This window comes from Clavibacter rahimiani, from assembly GCF_052654495.1.
In genome coordinates this window covers 2,119,963-2,136,937 of sequence record NZ_CP199790.1, presented here as the reverse complement: position 1 = coordinate 2,136,937, position 16,975 = coordinate 2,119,963, and the positions used below count along the sequence as shown (strand labels likewise).

Sequence of the window (16,975 nt, the reverse complement as noted above, 5' to 3'; positions counted from 1 at the left end):
CGTGAGCGGCGTGAGCGGCGGCGAGCGGGCGGCGACGCGGCCGTCCGGCGGATCCGCGCCCGCCGGCCTGCTGGACGCCGTGCGCGCGTACGAGCGGGCGCTCGCCGCCGACGACGTGCCCGCGCTCGCCGCGGCCTTCGCGCCCGGCCCCGACGCCCTCCGCGGGGACGCCGCCGGGCTGCTCGCCGGACACGACGCCATCACGGCCTTCCGCGGATCCCGCGGCGGTGCCCCGGCGCGCGCCCTCGCCGAGGTGCAGGTCCGCGAGCTCGGCCCCGACCTCGCGCTGGTCATGAGCGTGACCGCACCCGATGCCGGCGGCGCGGGCCTCGTGACGCAGGTGTGGTCCCGGGCGGACGGCGGCTGGCGGATCCTCGCCGCGCACGTCCAGGGACCGGCGCCCGCGTTCGACCCGAGCGTCTGGCGCGTCCTCGGCGACCCGCTCGTGCCCGGTGCCGCATCACCGGCCGCCGACGGATCCCCCCTGCCGCTCGCCGGCGTGCGCGTCGCCGTCAAGGACGTCGTCGAGGTGCAGGGGCACGCGATGGGCGCGGGGAACCCCGCGTTCCTCGCCGGCGCCCGGCCCGCCGTCCGCACGGCCCCCGCCCTCCGCGCGCTCCTCGACGCGGGGGCCTCCGTCCGCGGCATCGCGCGCACGGACGAGCTGGCGTACAGCGTCGCCGGACGCAACGCGCACACGGGCACGCCGCCGAACCCGCGGGTGCCGAGAGGGCTTCCGGGCGGATCCACGAGCGGTCCCGCCGCCGCCGTCGCGCTGGGCCACGCCGACCTCGCGCTCGGCACGGACACCGCGGGCAGCATCCGCGTGCCCGCCTCCTACCAGGGCCTCTGGGGGCTCCGGCCGACCCACGGCGCCGTGCCCGTCGAGGGCGTGCTGCCGCTCGCGCCCACCTTCGACACCGTCGGCTGGATCGCCCGCTCGCCCGAGGTGCTGCGGCGCGCGGCGGCGGCGACGCTCGGGGAGGGCGCCGCGTCCTCGGAGGGTCCCGCCGCGGCGTCGTCGTCCGCGGCGCCGGGGCTGGTCGTCGCGACCGCCCTGCTGCGCGCCTGCGACGACGCCGTGCGCGACGCGTTCACCGCGCTCGTCTCCGCGCTGGAGGCCTCCTGCGCGATCGCGCCCGTCGAGGTCGTCGGGCTCGACGACCTCGACGACCTCCCGGGGATCGCAGCGGACCTCCGCGTGGTGCAGGCCGCCGAGGCCTGGCGGGCGCACGGGGACTTCGTGGCGGCGCACCCCGGATCCCTCGGCGAGGACGTCGCGGCCCGCTTCGCGTACGCGCGCACCGTCGGTCCCGCCGACGAGCGCGCCGCCCGCCAGCGCCTCGCCGAGCGCCGGGCCGCGCTCGAGCGCGTGCTCGGGGACCGGATCCTGCTGCTGCCCTCCACCTCGTCGCCCGCCCCCGACCGTCGCGGTGACGCGGCGGCCGTCGACGCGGCACGCACGGCCACGCTCGCGCTCACGTCGCTCGCCGGCGTGCTCGGGCGGCCGGCCCTCTCGGCGCCGCTGCTCGAGGTCCCCGCGCGGCCGCCGCTCGGCGACGCCACCGCGCCCGCCGTCGGACCGGCCTCCGAGCCCGTCGGCCTCTGCCTCGTCGGCCCGCCCGGGTCCGAGCTGCGGCTCATCGACCTCGCCGCCTCCTGGGCCGCCGCCCGGGAGGCCTCCCGCGCACCCGCCGCCCCCGCCCCATCCGCCCCCGCCCCATCCGACTCCGCCCCATCCGCCCCCGACCAGACGGGCCCCGCATGACGCACCTCCCGATCGACCCGCCCGCGCGCCTGCTCATGGGCCCCGGCCCCATCGACGCCGATCCCCGCGTGCTGCGCGCGATGTCGGCCCAGCTCGTCGGCCAGTACGACCCGTGGATGACGGCCACGATGAACGAGACGATGGAGCTGTACCGCGGCGTGTTCCGCACCCGCAACGAGCAGACGCTCCTCGTCGACGGCACCTCGCGGGCGGGGATCGAGGCCGCGCTGGTCTCCCTGCTCGAACCCGGCGACCGCGTGCTCGTCCCGGTCTTCGGCCGCTTCGGGCACCTGCTGCGCGAGATCTGCGAGCGGGCCGGCGCCGAGGTCCACACCATCGAGGTGCCGTGGGGCGAGGTCTTCGCGCCGGAGGCCATCGAGGAGGCGATCGTCCGGATCCGGCCGAAGCTCCTCGCGGTCGTGCACGGCGACACCTCGACGACCATGGCGCAGCCCCTCGACGAGCTCGGCGCGATCTGCCGCGAGCACGGCGTGCTCCTCTACACCGACGTCACCGCGTCCCTCGCCGGCAACGCGGTCGAGACCGACGCGTGGGGCCTCGACGCCGTCACCGCGGGCCTGCAGAAGTGCCTGGCCGGGCCGAGCGGCTCCGCGCCCGCCACGTTCTCGCCCCGCGCCGAGGCGGTCATCCGCGCGCGCAGCAGCGTGGAGGCGGGGATCCGGGCCGAGGGCGACCCGGTGCGCGAGGACCGCATCCGCTCGAACTACCTCGACCTCGCGATGATCTTCGACTACTGGGGTCCGCGCCGCCTCAACCACCACACGGAGGCCACGACCATGCTCTACGGCGCCCGCGAGTGCGCGCGCCTCCTCGTCGCCGAGGGCATGGACGCCGCCGTCGAGCGGCACCGCCTGCACGGCCGGGCGATGCTCGCGGGCGTCCAGGGCCTCGGCCTCCGCACCTTCGGGGACCTCGCGCACCGGATGAACAACGTCGTCGCCGTGGAGATCCCGGACGGCGTCGACGGCGACGGCGTGCGCGGCGCCCTGCTCGCTGACTTCGGCATCGAGATCGGCACGTCCTTCGGCCCGCTGCACGGCCGCGTCTGGCGCATCGGGACGATGGGGTACAACGCCCGGAAGGACACCGTGCTCACGACGCTCGCCGCGCTCGAGCAGGTGCTCCGCCGGGCGGGCGCCCCCGTCACCCCGGGCGGCGGGGTGGGCGCGGCGTACGACGCGTACGCCGACGAGGAGCGCGCGTGACCACCGATCCCGCCGCGCACGCTTCCGCAGCGGACCGAGCCACGGCCGCCGTCGTGCTGGCGCGCTGCGACGAGCTCGCCCGGCACACCTCGCGCGACGACGGCCTCATCGAGCGCGTGTACCTGTCGCCGGAGCAGGCCGCCGTCGACGCGATCGCGGCCGGGTGGATGCGCGAGGCCGGCATGACGACCTGGCGCGACGCCGCCGGCAACCGCTGCGGCCGCCTGGAGGGCGCGACGCCCGGGCTGCCCGCGCTGCTGATCGGATCGCACCTCGACACCGTGCCCGCCGCCGGCCGCTACGACGGCATCCTCGGCGTGCTCGGTGCCGTCGCGGTCGTCGACCGGATCCGCGCGTCCGGCCGCCCGCTCCCCGTCGCCCTCGAGGTGGTCGCGTTCGCCGACGAGGAGGGCACCCGCTTCGGCCGCGCGCTCCTCGGCAGCCGGGCGCTGGCCGGATCCTGGGACGACGCCTGGTGGGACCTCGTCGACCGCGACGGCGTCGCCCTCCGCGACGCCTTCGCCGCCGCGGGCCTCGACCCCGCCCGCGTGGGCGACGCGGCCCGGCGGCCCGAGGAGCTGGTCGGCTACCTCGAGGCCCACATCGAGCAGGGCCCGTACCTCGAGGAGGCCGACCGCGCGCTGGGGGTCGTGACGTCGATCGCGGCCGCCCGGCGCCTCGTCGTCCGGGTGCACGGGCACGCCGGCCACGCGGGCACGCCGTTCGCCCGCCGCCGGGACGCGCTCGCCGGCGCGAGCGAGGTGGTGCTCGCGATCGAGCGGATCGTCCGCGCCGAGGGCCTCATCGCCACGGTCGGCCAGCTCACCGTGGCGCCCGGCGCCGTCAACGTGATCGCGGGCGAGGTCGAGCTCAGCGTCGACCTCCGCGCCGAGCACGACGACGACCGCGACCGCGTGTGGGACCTCGTCGCCGCCGAGGTCGACCGCATCTGCATCGCGCGCGGCCTCTCCTGGGATGCGCACGACACGCACCGCGCTCCCGCCGCCCGCTGCGACGACCGGCTGCGCGACGCGGTCGCGCACGGCGTCCGCTCCACCGGCGACGCGGATCCGCTCGCCCTGTTCTCGCGCGCCGGCCACGACGCGATGGCGGTCGCCGACGTGACCCCGATGGGCATGCTCTTCGTGCGCTGCGCCGGCGGCGTCAGCCACCACCCCGACGAGTCCGTGACCGAGCCCGACGTCCAGGCGATGCTCGACGCGCTCGAGGCCGCCGTCGTCCACGTGCTCGACGACCGGGGCGCGCGATGACCGACGCCGTGCCCCCGACGCTCGACCGGCAGATCGCGTCGGCCATCATCGCGGACCACGCCCGGCGACGGCACGGGAGCGACGGCGCGCTGCGGGCGGCGTCCGCGCCGGGGCGGCTCGTGGCCGAGCCCGGCGCGACGGTCGACGACGCGGGCGAGGTGCTCGGCTCCTCCGAGCAGCGCAACGCGACCTGCGGCGACGTCGTCGACCTCCGGATCCTCGCGGCCGATCCGGGCGACGGCCCCGCCCGCGCGGAGGACGCCGGTCCCGTCGATCCGGCCCGCCGCCTCCGGGTGCGCTGGCACGGTCGCGGCTGCACGGTCTCGCAGGCGTCCGCGTCGATGCTCGCCGAGGTCGTCGAGGGCCGGACCGCCGCGGAGGCCGTCGCGCTCGTCGCCGAGCTGCGGGCGGTGATCCGCGCGCAGGAGATCCGCCCCGGCGCCGACGAGCGCCTCGGCGACGCCTTCGCCCTCGCGGACTCCGGCCGCTACCCCCTCCGCGGCACCTGCGCCCTGCTCGCCTGGCACGCGCTCGAGGAGGCGGTGGCCGACGGCGGCGCGAGCGCGGGAGGACGCGCGGGATCCCCCGGGTGAGCCCGTGCCGGGAGCGCGCGCCTCAGCGCGGCGGGTCAGCGCGGCGGGTCACCGCCGCGGGTCGACGTCCACGTCCGTGCCCGTCGTGAGGTCCGCCGCCTCCACGAGGAACGCCCCGTGCTCCGTGAGGTAGCCGCGCGCCCCGGCGTCGCCGTGCGCGCCCGCGGCCAGCGCGTCCCAGTGGGCGCGACCGAGGAGCGCCGGATGCCCGGGGCGCCCGTGGAAGACGGCCTGTCGGAGCGTCGACGGGTCGACGGGACCGGCGTCGACGACGCGACGCACGGTCGCCGCGTCGAGGTCGGGCACGTCCACGGGGGCGACCGCGAGCGCAAGGGGTGGCGGATCCAGCGCGCCGGCCGCGCGCAGCCCCGCGCGGAGCGACGCCGAGAGGCCCGTCGCCCAGTCGTCGGCGCGCAGCGCGCGCACGTCCCCGAGGCCCGCCGCGGACGTGAGCACCGCCTCGGCCTCGTCGCCGCGCGCGCCGAGCACGACCAGAACGGGGGAGCAGCCGGCGCCGGCGAGCGCCCGGATCGCGGTGACGAGCCACGGCGTGCCGTCCGCGTGCGCGGCGAGGGCCTTCGGGCCGCCGAACCGGGAGCCCGCGCCGGCGGCGAGCACGAGGCCGGCGATGCGCGGGGCGGCGGGGTCGGGTCGCCCGTCCGTCGTCTCCGCCATGCGCCCATGCTAGGAGCCGGATGCGCCGCCCCCGCGTGCTTGGATGGCACGACCGCCGCGATCCCGGGAGAGCCATGACGTCGTCCGACCCCGCATCCGACCCCCGTCCGCCCGCCGTGCCGTCGTCGCCCGCCGAGCTCCGCGAGCTGCTGCTGGCGTGCCTGCACGTGGCGCGCGTGGCCGACGAGGTCGCGGCCCGCGCGCCGTTCGCCGACGGCGCCGCGCTCCTCGCGGCGTTCCGGGAGGCCGCGGTGCTCGACGACGCCGAGGTCGACGAGGCGATGTCCACCCACCCGCGCATCGGCGAGCGCCCGCGCGGCGAGAGCCGGTCGGCCGCGTTCTCCCGCCGCGAGCAGGCGTCCGCGGACGCCGACGACGCGGAGCTCGCCGCCCGCCTCGCCGACGGGAACGCGCGCTACGAGGAGCGGACCGGGCGCGTGTTCCTCATCCGCGCCGCCGGACGCACGCGCGCGGAGATCCTCGCCGAGCTCGAGCGGCGGATCACCCTGCCCGCGGAGGAGGAGACGCGCATCGTCGCGTCGGAGCTCCGCGACATCGCGCTGCTGCGGCTCGCCGCGGCGACGGGGGAGCCCGCGCCCGCGCTCGGCGACGCGTCGGCGGCCGCGGCAGCACCGGCACCGGCACCGGCACCGGCAGCAGCACCGGCACCGGCACCGGCACTGGCGGCGACGACGCCGGCCGCCGCGCCCGCCCCCGCCGCCGCGCGCAGCCGCATCACGACCCACGTCCTCGACGCGGTCGCCGGCCGCCCGGCCGAGGGCGTGCCCGTCGCGCTCGAGCGCCGGGACGCGGAGGGCGCCTGGATCCCGGTCGCCACGGGCACCACGGACGCCGACGGTCGCGTCGCCCGCCTCGGGCCCGACGACGTGCCGGCAGGCCGCTGGCGCATCGCCTTCGACACGGGCGCGTGGTCCGCCGCCCGGGGCCGCGCGACCTTCTACCCCGAGGTCGTCATCGTGTTCGAGGTCGAGGACCGGTCCGCCCACCACCACGTGCCGCTCCTCCTCAGCCCGTTCGGCTACTCGACCTACCGCGGCAGCTGACCGCCCCCTCGCCCTCCACGGCCGCCGCGCCTAGGGTCGAGGCATGGATCCCGACACCGCGTTCGCGCTCGCCCTCACCCTGTCCCTCGGCGTGCCCGTGCTCGCGATCCTCGTGGCCGTGATCCTCGCCGTCGCCCGTTCGCGCGGGGCCGGGTGGGGCTGGTACCTGGTCGGGTGCACGGTCGTCGCGCTGGTCCTCGCCCTCGGCCTCGCGGTGCTCGCCACCTGGGCGGCGCGCGACGGCGCGGGCTACGCCGACGACGGCAGCGGCACGTTCGGCATCGTCCTCATGGGCATCCTCGGCGCCGTCGCGACCTTCGTCGTGGGCCTCATCGCGGGCGTGGCGGGTCTCGTCTCGGCCGCCGTCCGCCAGCGCGACCGCGTGCCGTCCTCGGCGCTCGTCCACGGCTGAGGCGCCTCCTCGCACCGGCTCACGGGCCGCCAGGTGTCCCTGGGAAGGTGAACCACATCTGGCTCAAGTGATGCATGATTGCATCGGAGTGCGGCAATCGCGCTGCGCAGGATGAGGGGACGCATGCAGATCAGCGATGTCGGGGCCGACCTCTTCGGCGACGCGGACGCGGCGGTCCTCCGTGTGCTCGCCGCGCAGGGACGGGCCGTCTCGGGGCGGGAGGTCGCGCGGCTGTCCGGCCGCAACCAGTCCTCCGCTCGGCGGGCCCTGGGCAGGTGGGCGGCCGTCGGCCTCGTGCACGGCGAGGCGAGTGCCCACGCGACCCTCTTCTCAATCAACCGGGCGCACGTCCTCTGGGAGCCGATCGAGCGGATCCTGGCCTCGCCGGCGCGTCTCGAGCACGCGATCGCCGACCTGGTGCGAAAACGGACGGACGGCAGGGCCACCGTCGCGGTGTACGGCTCCGTGGCCCGGGGCGACTCCCACGCGGACAGCGACATCGACCTGGTGCTGGTGGCCGCGGACGACATGGACGCCGACGAGGTCGAACGCCTGCGTGATGACCTCACGGGCACGGTCGAGCGGCTCACCGGCAACGCCGTGCAGGTCATCGAGGTGTCGCGAGCCCGGCTCCGTGAGATGGCGCGGGACGACGATCCCCTGGTCCTGTCCTGGCGCGAGGAGTCGCGGACGCTGGCCGGCGAGGACCTGACGCGGCTGATCGGCGCCGCCTGATGGCCGGTGTCCGCACGCGTCCGACGCAGTACAGCCCCGCGACCACGAGCTCGGAGGTGGCCACGCGCTCCCTGGTGTGGGCGGAGCGGCTCGTCCAGGCGATGGAGGCCGTGCTCACCCGGCCGATGTGAGCGCCGGATGGGCGTCGCTCAGTCGGCCGACACCCGCCGCCCCTGCACGTGGACGCCCGCGATGGCGGGCTCGCGGAGGCCCATCAGGAGGGTGAAGAGGATCTGGTCGGTGGCGCGCGCCTCGTCGTCCGAGCGGATGCCGTGCGCGAGCGTCCGGGCGAGCGGCTCCCAGAGGTCCGGCGTGATCGTCAGGAAGTCGGCGTCCTTGCCGACGTCGAGGTTGCCGTAGCGGTCCTCCATGTCGAGGGCGCGGGCACCCGCGAGGGTGCCGGTGAACAGCAGCTCGGCGGCGTCGAGCTCCACGCCCGCGTCGCCCGGCTCCGAGAGGTGCACCTTGAACGCGTCGTTCAGCACCCGCGAGATGAGCCACTCGTCGCCGGCGCCGACGTCGGATCCGAGGGCCACGTTCACGCCCGCTCCCACCGTGCGCCGCCACGGCATGGTGCCGGATCCCAGGAACTGCTGCGACGTCGGGCAGTGCGCGATGCTGCTGCCGGTCTCCCGGAGGCGCGCGAGCTCGGAGTCCTGGCAGTGCACCGCGTGGGCGAGCACGCTCCGGCGGCCGAGGAGGCTGGATCCGCCGCGCTCGGACCCGGGCAGGAACCGCCCGTCGTAGGTGTCGAGGTAGGTGTCGGTGCCGTAGACCGCGCGCACCGCGGCGATCTCGCCCGTGCCCGGCCGGTCGTTCTCGTTGAGGTGCGAGTGGAAGTAGACGCCCTCGCCGCGCGCCACGTCGTAGAGCTCGCCGAGCGCGCTCAGCGTCGTGGGCGTCACCGAGAGGCTGAAGCGGGGGACGATCGCGACCTGCAGGAGCGCGGTCGTCGCGTCCCCCGTGTCGACGGCGTGCCAGCGGTCGATCTCCGCGCAGGAGAGCTCGATGGCGCGCTCCTCGGAGGTGAGGAGCGGGGCGGCGGGACCGGAGCCGACCGTCTGGATCCCGCGGCCGCTCACGAGGCGGAGGCCCGCGTCGCGCGAGGCCTCGAACAGGGCGTCCTGCGCGTGCGGGAACGCCGACCCGAACACGAGCGCGCTCGTGGTGCCCGCCATGATCCGCCGCCGGGTGAAGTCGCGCGCGATCATGCGGGCGAAGCCCTCGTCCTCGAGGCGCGCCTCGGAGGGGAACACGCAGGAGTCGAGCCACTCGAGGAGCTGGCCGCCGCCGTGCGCGCTCGTCGTGTAGGTCTGCGGGAAGTGCACGTGCGCGTCGACGAAGCCGGGCAGGAGGAAGTCCGACGCGTCGCCGTGCACGGGGGCGTCGGCGAAGGAGGCCGGCAGGTCGCGGTACGGGCCGACCCAGGCGATCCGCCCGGCGTCGTCGACCGCGAGCGCGCCGTCGGGGACGGAGACCAGGTGGCGCCTCGCGTCCTCGACGCGCGGCGCGCCGGCGATGTGGAGGACGTGCCCGCGGTGCACGGCGCGGCGGCTGGCGGGGGCGGGCCCATCGGTCGATGCGGCGGTGCTGGTGGCCCGGTGGTCGCTCATGCGGATCCTCGTCCTCCGCTGGTGCGCGGCGCTCGGGGGCTGCGGTGCCCTGCTGTCTGGGTGGCTGTCACACCGAGCCGGTGTCCGTCACACCGAGCCCGTGGCTGTCACACCAGCCCCGTGGCTGTCACACCAGCCCCGTGGCTGTCACACCAGCCCCGTGTAAGCGTCCCACGCGGGCCCGGCATCGGGACCGTCGTCGTGGAGCACGCTGGCCTGGATCAGGCCGTACGGTCGATCGTCGACGCGGAAGACCTCGTTGTCGTTCGACACGCCGAACGGTGCGACGTCGTACAGGAAGTGGTGAACGTTCGGGGCGGACAGCCGCACCTCCGCGACCTCCGGGAACCCCTCCAGCACGGCGCGCCCCATCTCGTACAGCGTCTGCTGGAGCGCGAGCGAGTGCACGGTCGCGAAGCGCTCGAGGAGGATGCGGTGGATCCCCGCGTACGCCGCGGCCCAGTCGACCTCGGTCGTGCGGAAGCGCCAGCCCGCCGTGAGCGACGTGGACATCACCCGGTCGTGCGTGGGCTGCAGGCGCGTGTACGGGTCGACCATGAACCCGGCGAACTCGCTGCCGGTGGACTTGAGCATCACGAGGTCCTTGATCCCGCCCACCACCCACGAGCGCCGGCCGGCGGCGGAGTCCTCGACGGTGATGGCCGCGGTGCGGACGCCCTGCCCGCGGCGCACCCACGTGTGGTCGTGCTCCCGGCCGTCGACCGAGACGCGGTCCCAGGCGAACTCCTCGATCTCGACCCGCGCCGTGGTCACGGGCGGGATGTCGTCGACGAAGTGCGCGGCGAGCGCCAGCCCGTACGGCTCGATGCCGCGGACCGCGTGGTCCTTCGCGTACGCGTAGGCCGTCTGCTTCTGGCTGTCGGTGGGCAGGACCTGCGCCTGGTCGCCGTGCAGGTGGGCCGCGCCGAAGTCGCCGCGGAGGGCGGTCGAGACGTTGAGGTCGTGGATCTCGTGCCGGGCGGCGTCGCGCTCGATCCGCACGATGCGGTTCTGCGCCTTGCCGTAGCGGTTGGGTCCGAGGACGATCGCCATGCGTGCTCCTGGTGCTCTCGTGGGGCGGGTGGGGGCGGTCCGTCGCCGGTGACGGGGGTCGGTGCGGCTCAGGGCCGGGTCAGCAGCCGGCCGCGCGGATCGGGGGCGGCGGGGCCCGCGGCGTCGGGGCCGCCGTCGGTCGGGCCGAGCGCGTGGACCACCTCTCCGGCGAGCCACGTGGTGCGCACGACGCCCGCCAGCTCGGATCCGGCGAAGGCGCTCACCGGGTTCCGGTGCAGCAGGCGCGCGGGGTCGACGACACGCGTCTCGTCGGTCGCCAGCGCGGCGAGGTCCGCGCGGGCGCCGATGCGGATCGCGCCGCGGTCGTCGAGGCCCAGCAGGCGGGCGGGCGCGGCGCTCATCCAGCCGACGACGCGGTCGAAGGGGATGCCGCGTCCGCGGGCGGCGGTCCAGGTGGCGGCGAGGCTGAGCTGCAGGCCGGAGATGCCGCCCCACGCCCGGCCGAAGTCGCCGCCGTGCCCGGTCTTGAGCTCCACCGTGGCGGGGGAGTGGTCGGAGGCGACGAGGTCGATCACGCCGTCGAGGAGGCCCTGCCACAGCTCGTCGCGGTTGGCGGCGTCGCGGATCGGCGGGCAGCACTTGTAGGCGGTCGCGCCGTCGGGGATGCCCTCGGCCGCGAACGCGAGGTAGTGCGGGCAGGTCTCGACCGTGAGCGGCAGGCCCTCGGCCCGGGCGTCGCGGATGCGGTCGAGGGCGCGCGCCGTCGACAGGTGGAGGATGTGCGCCCGGACGCCGGTCTCGTGGACGGCGCGGATCACCTGGTCGATGGCGTCGAGCTCGGCCGCCGGCGGGCGCGTGGCCACGAAGTCGGCGTAGGCGGGGCCGCCGGGACCCTGGTGCGCGTCGAGCACGTCCGGGTCCTCCGCGTGCACGAGCAGCAGGCCGCCGAAGCCCGCGATCTCCCGCGCCGCCCGGCCGAGCTCCGCGCGCGTCAGGTGCGGGAACTCGTCGACGCCGCTCGGCGAGAGGAACGCCTTGAAGCCGAACACGCCCTCGTCGTGCAGCTCCTCGAGCCGGCCCAGGACGGACGGGATGGCGCCGCCCCAGAAGCCCACGTCCATCCGCGCCACGGGCCGGGCGGCGTCGCGCTTGAGGGCGAGCGCCGCGGGATCCACCGTGGGCGGGATGCTGTTGAGCGGCATGTCGACGAACGTGGTGACGCCGCCGGCCGCGGCCGCGGCGGTCGCGCTCGCGAAGCCCTCCCACTCGGCCCGGCCCGGCTCGTTCGCGTGCACGTGCGCGTCGACGACGCCGGGGATGAGCGCTTGGCCAGCGGGGAGGGAGACGTCGCGCGCGGCGGCGACGGGGGCGTCCCGGTCGAGGACGGCGGCGATCCGGCCGGCGCGCACGGCGACGGCGGCGGGCCGGGTGCCGTCGGGCAGCACGACCCGGTCCGACCGGATGACGAGGTCGAGCTGATCCGTCACGCGCGCCTCCCGGGTCCGCCGCGGTCGGGTCGCCGCGGATGTTGATGACATCGACAATGGCACGGCCGGAGGCGCGGACACGGCCTCGCGCCGCACTTGTAACGCGCCCGACACATGGGGCCGGCGCAGGGCCGGTGGGCGCGGGCGGCTAGAGGTCGAGCACGAGCCGCGGGCAGCGCGAGCGGGACACGCAGACCATCATCACGCGGTCCTCGGCCTGCTCCTCGAGCGTGAGGACGGAGTCGCGGTGCTCCACGGACCCCTCGAGCACGGGCGTCTCGCATGTCCCGCAGGTGCCCTCCCGGCACGAGGCGAGGACCAGGGCGCCGGCCTCCTCCGCGACCTCGAGGATGCTGCGGTCGGGCGGCACCGTCACCGTCACGCCGGTCATCGCGAGCTCCACCTCGAACGGCTCCTGCAGGACCGCCTCGCCCAGCTCGCGGGCCGTGAACCGCTCGGTGCGGAGCGTGCCGGGCGGCGCCGTCGCGGTCAGCTCCTCGAGCGCGTCGACGAGGCGGGCCGGGCCGCACGCGTACACGGGCGCTCCCTCGGGCCGCGCCGCGAGCACCGCGGCGAGGTCGAGCCGGACGCCCTCGTCGCCCGGGTGCAGGCGCACGCGGTCGCCGTGCGCGGCGACGAGCTCCGCGGCGAACGCCATGGTGCTCCGCGAGCGCCCGGCGTAGTCGAGCGTCCAGTCGGCGCCCTGCGCAGCGGCGGCGCGGACCATCGGGAGGAGGGCGGTGATCCCGATGCCCGCGGCGACGAACGCGTACGCGGGCGACGGGTCGAGCGGGAAGCGGTTCCGCGGCCCCCGCACGCGGAGGACCGTGCCGACCTCGAGGATCCGGTGCAGCCGCTCGGACCCGCCGCGGCCGCCCGGCTCGCGCAGCACGGCGATGCGCCAGGCGGTGCGGTCGGCCGGGTCGCCGCAGAGCGAGTACTGCCGTTCGAGCACGGGCCCGCCCGGGTCGTCCGCGTCGGCGGGCACGAGGACGTCGAGATGCGCGCCCGGGCGCCAGGCGGGCAGGTCCCTGCCGTCGGCGAAGCCCAGCTCCCACGCGTCGATGCCCGCGGCGACCGCCCGCCGGGAGCGCACGACGACCTCGTAGCCCGCGTCACCGGCCACGGAGGTCCTCCTCGGCGTCGTCGGCGGGGAACCCGGAGGCGAAGACGCGATCCCGGTCGGGATCCCGCCCGCTCGCGGCCGAGCGCTGCTTCACGAGGAACAGCCGGTAGGGCTCCCCGTCGGGCGACGACCACCGATGGCGCGTGCCGCCGCTGTAGTACACCGAGTCGCCCGCGCCCAGCACGTGCGATCCCTCGGCGTCGAGGTCCATGACGATGCGGCCCTCGACCACGTAGACGAACTCGTCCTCGTCGTGGACGTAGTGGTCGCCGGGATCCGTGTTGCGGCCGGCGAACTCGAGCGGGTGGAACGCGCGGTGGCTGTGCACGAGGAGGCGCGCGGTGCCGCCGGCGTACGGGCCCACGACGCCCTCGTCGGCGCGGACGACGGTGGGGCCGTTCGGGTCCTCGGGCGCGCCCGCCTCCTGCGCGGCCGCCATCAGCTCGATCTGGCTGGTGCCGAGCGCGCGGGCGATGCGCTCGAGCGAGACCATGCTCGGGCGGGCGTGCCCGCGCTCCAGCTGGCTGAGGAACGGGTGCGACAGCTCGGTGAGCGCCGCCAGCCGCACGAGGGTCAGGCCCTGCTCGCGCCGGTGCGCGCGGATCCTGGCGCCGATGCCCGCCGCCTGCGCGTCGAGCACGGCGGCATCGTCCCGGGGGCCGGGAGCGGGAGTGCGGGGCATGGGCGACCTCCGGTCGGGGAGCGCGCGCGGCGCTGGCGCGAGAGTTGACGATCGGGAAACGGCGGCGTCATGTGTCGGAAACGCGCCGAACGTAGATTCGCTTGTGTTGACGAGATCAACATTCTTGCACGACCGCCGGATCGCCGACCAGGAGCATCCCCGCCCCGCCGGCGATCCCGACGCACCGCACCCGACAGGAAGCACCACGTGACCCAGCCCCCTCCCTCCGCGCAGCTGCCCCTGCAGGTGCGGCTGCTCCGCGGCGTGACGCTCGCCGACGGCGCGCGGTACGACGTGGCGGTGTCGGGCGACCGCGTGACCCGGGTGACGCCGGCGGAGGCACGGGCCGGTGCGGCGGACGAGGCCGCGCGCGATCCGGAGGGCGCCGTCCTCGACCTCGACGGCTTCGTGCTGCTGACCGCCCCCGCGGACCCGCACGCCCACCTCGACAAGGCGCTGTCCGCGACGGCCATCGACCCGCCGCTCGGCGACCTCGGCCGCGCGATCGCCTCGTGGAAGGCGTACGCCGCGACCATGACGGAGGACGACATCGCGGACCGGGCGAAGCGCCAGGCGCTCGCGATGCTCGCCCAGGGCACGACCGCCGTCCGCACCCACGTCGACATGCTGGCCGGGGACGACCCGCTCCGCGGAGCCCGCGCGCTCGTCCGGGTGCGCGACGAGCTGGCGGACCTCGTCGACCTCCAGCTCGTGGCCCTCGCCGGACCGGACGTGCCCGACGCCGTGATCGACGCGGCGCTCGACGCGGGCATCGACCTCGTGGGCGGCGCCCCGCACCTCGCCGCGTCGCCGCTCGAGGACACGCGCCGGCTCATCGCCGTCGCCGACCGCCGCGGCGTGGGCGCGGACCTCCACACCGACGAGAGCCTCGACGGGCCCGTCACCGTGCTCGAGCTCGCGCGCCTCGTCCGCGACCGGCCCGCCGACCGCGACGCGACGGCCGGCCACTGCGTGCGCCTCGGCACGATGGAGGAGGAGGAGCTGGCGGAGGCCCTGGCCGCCATCACCGCCGCCGACCTCGGGATCGTCACGCTGCCCATCACGAACCTCTACCTGCAGGGGTGGGACCACCCGGTGGCGACGCCGCGCGGCCTGCCCCCGCTGCGTCGCCTCCTCGACGCCGGCGTGCGGCTCGGCGCGGGCGGTGACAACGTCGCCGACCCCTTCAACCCGGTCGGCCGGTCGGATGCCCTCGAGACCGCCGCGCTGCTCGTGGCCGCCGGTCACCTGACGCCCGACGAGGCCTACGCGCTGGTGAGCGACGGCGCGCGCGACGTGATGCGGCTGCCCGTCGCGGGTCCCGTCGAGGGCGCCGCGGCCGAGCTGCTCGCCGTGCGCGCCGGATCCGTCGCCGAGGCCGTGGCGCGCGCGTCCGCCGACCGGGTCGTGATCCACCGCGGCCGCGTCGTCGCGTGGACGCGCACCGAGAGCGCGGTCGCCGAGCCGACGGCCCGTACCGCGCCCGTCCCCGTTCCCGCGCCGTCCGCCCCCGCCCTCATCCCTCCCGTCCTCCCGCCCGCCCTCCACGGAAACGAGGTGATGCGCCCATGACCGTCGCACCGCTCGCAGCGCCCGCCCCTCCCGCCGGGGGCACCCGCCCCGGCAGCACGCTCCTCGACTTCCGGGACGTCGCCATGACGTTCCCCGACGGCACGACCGCGCTCTCCGGCGTCGACCTCACCGTCGACCGCGGCGAGTTCGTGACGGTCGTCGGGCCGTCCGGCTGCGGCAAGAGCACGCTGCTGCGGATCGCGTCCGGGCTCGAGAGGGCGTCGGAGGGCGAGGCCCGGGTGGACGCCGGGCGGATCGGCTACGTCTTCCAGGACGCCACGCTCCTCCCGTGGCGCGACGTCCGCCGGAACGTCGAGCTCCTCGCGGAGCTGCAGGGCGACGCCAAAGCCGACCGGATGCGGAAGGCCGCCCGCGCCATCGAGCTCGTCGGCCTCGGCGGGTTCGAGCAGCACCTGCCGCAGCAGCTCTCGGGCGGCATGCGGATGCGCACGTCGCTCGCGCGGTCCCTCACCCTGGAGCCCGAGCTGTTCCTGTTCGACGAGCCGTTCGGCGCGCTCGACGAGATCACGCGCGAGCGCCTGAACGACGAGCTCATCGGGCTCTTCGCGGCGCAGCGCTTCGGCGGCCTGTTCATCACGCACTCGGTGTCGGAGGCCGTGTACCTGTCCACGCGCGTCGTGGTGATGTCCGGCCGCCCCGGGCGCATCGTCGACGCCTTCGAGGTGCCGTTCGACATGCCGCGGGACCCCGAGATCCGGTTCACGGGGGAGTTCGCCTCCCTCGTGGGCGACGTCTCCCACGCTCTCCGAGAGGGGCACCGCTCATGACCGACACCCTGCGCGCCGACGCCGCACCCGGCACCGGGGGCGCCGTCCCCGCCGCCCCGGAGGCCCCGAGCCCGACCTCGGCCGCGTCCCGCCCCGCCGCCCCGCCCGCGTCGCCGGTGTCCCTGTCCTCCCGGATCCGCGGCATCCGCGACGCCTGGCCGTCGCTCGCGGTCTTCGCGGGGATCCTCGGCCTCTGGTACGCGGTGACCTACCTCGTCCTCGCGCCGACCAAGCGGTTCCTGCTGCCCGCGCCGCACGACGTGCTGCTCACCTTCGTCACGCCGTCCGTGCTCACCGAGATCATGCAGGCGCTCGGCCGCTCGGGCCTCGTCGCGCTGACGGGCCTCGCCGTCGCCATCGCCATCGGCCTCGTCTGGGCCATCGCGATGTCGCAGGCGCGCTGGGTGGAGCGGGCGCTGTTCCCGTACGCGGTGGTGCTGCAGTGCATCCCGATCCTCGCGCTCGTGCCGCTCATCGGCTTCTGGTTCGGCTTCGACTTCACCGCGCGCGTGATCGTCTGCATCATGATCGCCCTGTTCCCCATGGTCTCGAACACGCTCTTCGGCCTCCGCTCGGTGGACCGCGGGCAGCGGGAGCTCTTCCAGCTCCAGGGCGCCTCGCGCTGGACCGTGCTCCGGAAGCTCGAGATGCCGTCGGCGCTGCCGGCGATCTTCGCCGGCATGCGCATCTCGGCCGGCCTCTCGGTGGTCGGCGCCATCGTCGGCGACTTCTTCTTCCGCCGCGGCGACCCGGGCCTCGGCGCCCTGATCAGCAACTACCAGTCGCGCCTGCAGGGGCCGGAGCTGTTCGCCGCGATCCTCACCGCCGCCGTCTTCGGCGTCCTCATCTTCGTGCTCTTCGGCTGGCTCGCGAACCGCGTGGTCGGCAGGTGGCACGTCTCCGGATCCTGACCCGGCTCCGCCCGCCCGGCCCACCCGGCACGGGACCG

At 76.3% G+C, this 16,975-nt stretch carries 17 protein-coding genes and 1 pseudogene; 12 read left to right on the top strand and 6 right to left on the bottom strand.

Annotated elements, in window-relative coordinates:
* Position 1: 1 nt before the first annotated feature.
* From ACT7CP_RS10145 to ACT7CP_RS10130, 4 genes are read left to right on the top strand one after another with little or no spacing between them, the layout of a single operon-like run.
* Entirely contained in the window at positions 2-1,768 is a 1,767-nt protein-coding gene (locus ACT7CP_RS10145; protein WP_445442113.1) for an AtzH-like domain-containing protein, read from the top strand.
* Positions 1,765-2,994, top strand: coding sequence for a pyridoxal-phosphate-dependent aminotransferase family protein (locus tag ACT7CP_RS10140; RefSeq protein ID WP_445442112.1), 1,230 nt, complete (start codon positions 1,765-1,767; stop codon positions 2,992-2,994). Before ACT7CP_RS10145 ends, ACT7CP_RS10140 begins: the two co-directional genes overlap by 4 nt.
* A complete protein-coding gene (locus ACT7CP_RS10135) occupies positions 2,991-4,265 on the top strand; it encodes an allantoate amidohydrolase (protein WP_445442111.1) in 1,275 nt (424 codons plus the stop codon). Before ACT7CP_RS10140 ends, ACT7CP_RS10135 begins: the two co-directional genes overlap by 4 nt.
* The gene (locus ACT7CP_RS10130; RefSeq protein WP_445442110.1) at positions 4,262-4,858 is read left to right on the top strand and encodes an iron-sulfur cluster assembly scaffold protein; all 597 of its coding nucleotides are present in this window, start codon (positions 4,262-4,264) and stop codon (positions 4,856-4,858) included. The genes ACT7CP_RS10135 and ACT7CP_RS10130 overlap by 4 nt, the downstream gene beginning before the upstream one ends.
* 48 nt (positions 4,859-4,906) lie before the next feature.
* Here ACT7CP_RS10130 and ACT7CP_RS10125 read toward each other — a convergent pair whose 3' ends face one another.
* The gene (locus ACT7CP_RS10125; RefSeq protein WP_445442109.1) at positions 4,907-5,533 is read right to left on the bottom strand and encodes a nucleotidyltransferase family protein; all 627 of its coding nucleotides are present in this window, start codon (positions 5,531-5,533) and stop codon (positions 4,907-4,909) included.
* Positions 5,534-5,553: 20 nt separating this feature from the next.
* On the opposite strand from ACT7CP_RS10125, the pseudogene ACT7CP_RS10120 reads away from it, so the two are divergent.
* From ACT7CP_RS10120 to ACT7CP_RS10100, 5 genes and pseudogenes are all read left to right on the top strand, one after another.
* Positions 5,554-6,096 (top strand): annotated as a pseudogene (locus tag ACT7CP_RS10120) (2-oxo-4-hydroxy-4-carboxy-5-ureidoimidazoline decarboxylase); the annotation flags it as partial.
* A 117-nt stretch (positions 6,097-6,213) separates the two neighbouring features.
* Positions 6,214-6,597 (top strand): hydroxyisourate hydrolase, encoded by a 384-nt coding sequence (uraH, locus tag ACT7CP_RS10115; protein WP_445443979.1) that lies wholly within the window; start codon positions 6,214-6,216, stop codon positions 6,595-6,597.
* A 43-nt stretch (positions 6,598-6,640) separates the two neighbouring features.
* Complete coding sequence (locus ACT7CP_RS10110) at positions 6,641-7,009, top strand: hypothetical protein (protein ID WP_445442108.1); 369 nt, start codon at positions 6,641-6,643, stop codon at positions 7,007-7,009.
* Between the two features lie 123 nt (positions 7,010-7,132).
* Complete coding sequence (locus ACT7CP_RS10105) at positions 7,133-7,744, top strand: nucleotidyltransferase family protein (RefSeq protein WP_445442107.1); 612 nt, start codon at positions 7,133-7,135, stop codon at positions 7,742-7,744.
* Positions 7,744-7,875: a hypothetical protein gene (locus ACT7CP_RS10100; RefSeq protein ID WP_413962654.1), complete on the top strand. Its 132-nt coding sequence runs from the start codon at positions 7,744-7,746 to the stop codon at positions 7,873-7,875. The genes ACT7CP_RS10105 and ACT7CP_RS10100 overlap by 1 nt, the downstream gene beginning before the upstream one ends.
* 18 nt (positions 7,876-7,893) lie before the next feature.
* Here ACT7CP_RS10100 and ACT7CP_RS10095 read toward each other — a convergent pair whose 3' ends face one another.
* The 5 genes from ACT7CP_RS10095 to ACT7CP_RS10075 form a co-directional block, all read right to left on the bottom strand.
* Entirely contained in the window at positions 7,894-9,357 is a 1,464-nt protein-coding gene (locus ACT7CP_RS10095) for an amidohydrolase family protein (RefSeq protein ID WP_445442106.1), read from the bottom strand.
* 147 nt (positions 9,358-9,504) lie between these two features.
* Positions 9,505-10,410 (bottom strand): factor-independent urate hydroxylase, encoded by a 906-nt coding sequence (gene pucL / locus ACT7CP_RS10090; protein WP_445442105.1) that lies wholly within the window; start codon positions 10,408-10,410, stop codon positions 9,505-9,507.
* A gap of 68 nt (positions 10,411-10,478) precedes the next feature.
* Positions 10,479-11,909: an allantoinase AllB gene (gene allB, locus ACT7CP_RS10085; protein ID WP_445442104.1), complete on the bottom strand. Its 1,431-nt coding sequence runs from the start codon at positions 11,907-11,909 to the stop codon at positions 10,479-10,481.
* A gap of 97 nt (positions 11,910-12,006) precedes the next feature.
* A complete protein-coding gene (locus tag ACT7CP_RS10080) occupies positions 12,007-12,984 on the bottom strand; it encodes a PDR/VanB family oxidoreductase (RefSeq protein WP_445442103.1) in 978 nt (325 codons plus the stop codon).
* Positions 12,974-13,624: a helix-turn-helix domain-containing protein gene (locus ACT7CP_RS10075; RefSeq protein ID WP_445442102.1), complete on the bottom strand. Its 651-nt coding sequence runs from the start codon at positions 13,622-13,624 to the stop codon at positions 12,974-12,976. The genes ACT7CP_RS10080 and ACT7CP_RS10075 overlap by 11 nt, the downstream gene beginning before the upstream one ends.
* 249 nt (positions 13,625-13,873) lie before the next feature.
* Between ACT7CP_RS10075 and ACT7CP_RS10070 the strand changes: the two genes are divergently transcribed.
* Genes ACT7CP_RS10070 through ACT7CP_RS10060 form a run of 3 tightly spaced genes read left to right on the top strand, consistent with a single transcriptional unit; the run spans position 13,874 to position 16,937 of the window.
* Positions 13,874-15,238, top strand: a complete 1,365-nt coding sequence (locus ACT7CP_RS10070) for an amidohydrolase family protein (RefSeq protein WP_445442101.1) — start codon at positions 13,874-13,876, stop codon at positions 15,236-15,238.
* Complete coding sequence (locus ACT7CP_RS10065; RefSeq protein ID WP_445442100.1) at positions 15,235-16,026, top strand: ABC transporter ATP-binding protein; 792 nt, start codon at positions 15,235-15,237, stop codon at positions 16,024-16,026. The genes ACT7CP_RS10070 and ACT7CP_RS10065 overlap by 4 nt, the downstream gene beginning before the upstream one ends.
* A complete protein-coding gene (locus ACT7CP_RS10060; protein ID WP_445442099.1) occupies positions 16,023-16,937 on the top strand; it encodes an ABC transporter permease in 915 nt (304 codons plus the stop codon). Before ACT7CP_RS10065 ends, ACT7CP_RS10060 begins: the two co-directional genes overlap by 4 nt.
* The last annotated feature ends 38 nt before the right edge of the window (positions 16,938-16,975 follow it).

What these genes read in the sequence shown, in the direction of transcription:
- ACT7CP_RS10140 (WP_445442112.1), top strand. Translation starts at nt 1,765, where the DNA reads ATGACGCACCTCCCGATCGACCCGCCCGCGCGCCTGCTCATGGGCCCC.
- ACT7CP_RS10130 (WP_445442110.1), top strand. Translation starts at nt 4,262, where the DNA reads ATGACCGACGCCGTGCCCCCGACGCTCGACCGGCAGATCGCGTCGGCC.
- ACT7CP_RS10125 (WP_445442109.1), bottom strand. Translation starts at nt 5,533, where the DNA reads ATGGCGGAGACGACGGACGGGCGACCCGACCCCGCCGCCCCGCGCATC.
- ACT7CP_RS10110 (WP_445442108.1), top strand. Translation starts at nt 6,641, where the DNA reads ATGGATCCCGACACCGCGTTCGCGCTCGCCCTCACCCTGTCCCTCGGC.
- ACT7CP_RS10105 (WP_445442107.1), top strand. Translation starts at nt 7,133, where the DNA reads ATGCAGATCAGCGATGTCGGGGCCGACCTCTTCGGCGACGCGGACGCG.
- ACT7CP_RS10100 (WP_413962654.1), top strand. Translation starts at nt 7,744, where the DNA reads ATGGCCGGTGTCCGCACGCGTCCGACGCAGTACAGCCCCGCGACCACG.
- ACT7CP_RS10095 (WP_445442106.1), bottom strand. Translation starts at nt 9,357, where the DNA reads ATGAGCGACCACCGGGCCACCAGCACCGCCGCATCGACCGATGGGCCC.
- pucL (WP_445442105.1), bottom strand. Translation starts at nt 10,410, where the DNA reads ATGGCGATCGTCCTCGGACCCAACCGCTACGGCAAGGCGCAGAACCGC.
- allB (WP_445442104.1), bottom strand. Translation starts at nt 11,909, where the DNA reads ATGTCATCAACATCCGCGGCGACCCGACCGCGGCGGACCCGGGAGGCG.
- ACT7CP_RS10065 (WP_445442100.1), top strand. Translation starts at nt 15,235, where the DNA reads ATGACCGTCGCACCGCTCGCAGCGCCCGCCCCTCCCGCCGGGGGCACC.
- ACT7CP_RS10060 (WP_445442099.1), top strand. Translation starts at nt 16,023, where the DNA reads ATGACCGACACCCTGCGCGCCGACGCCGCACCCGGCACCGGGGGCGCC.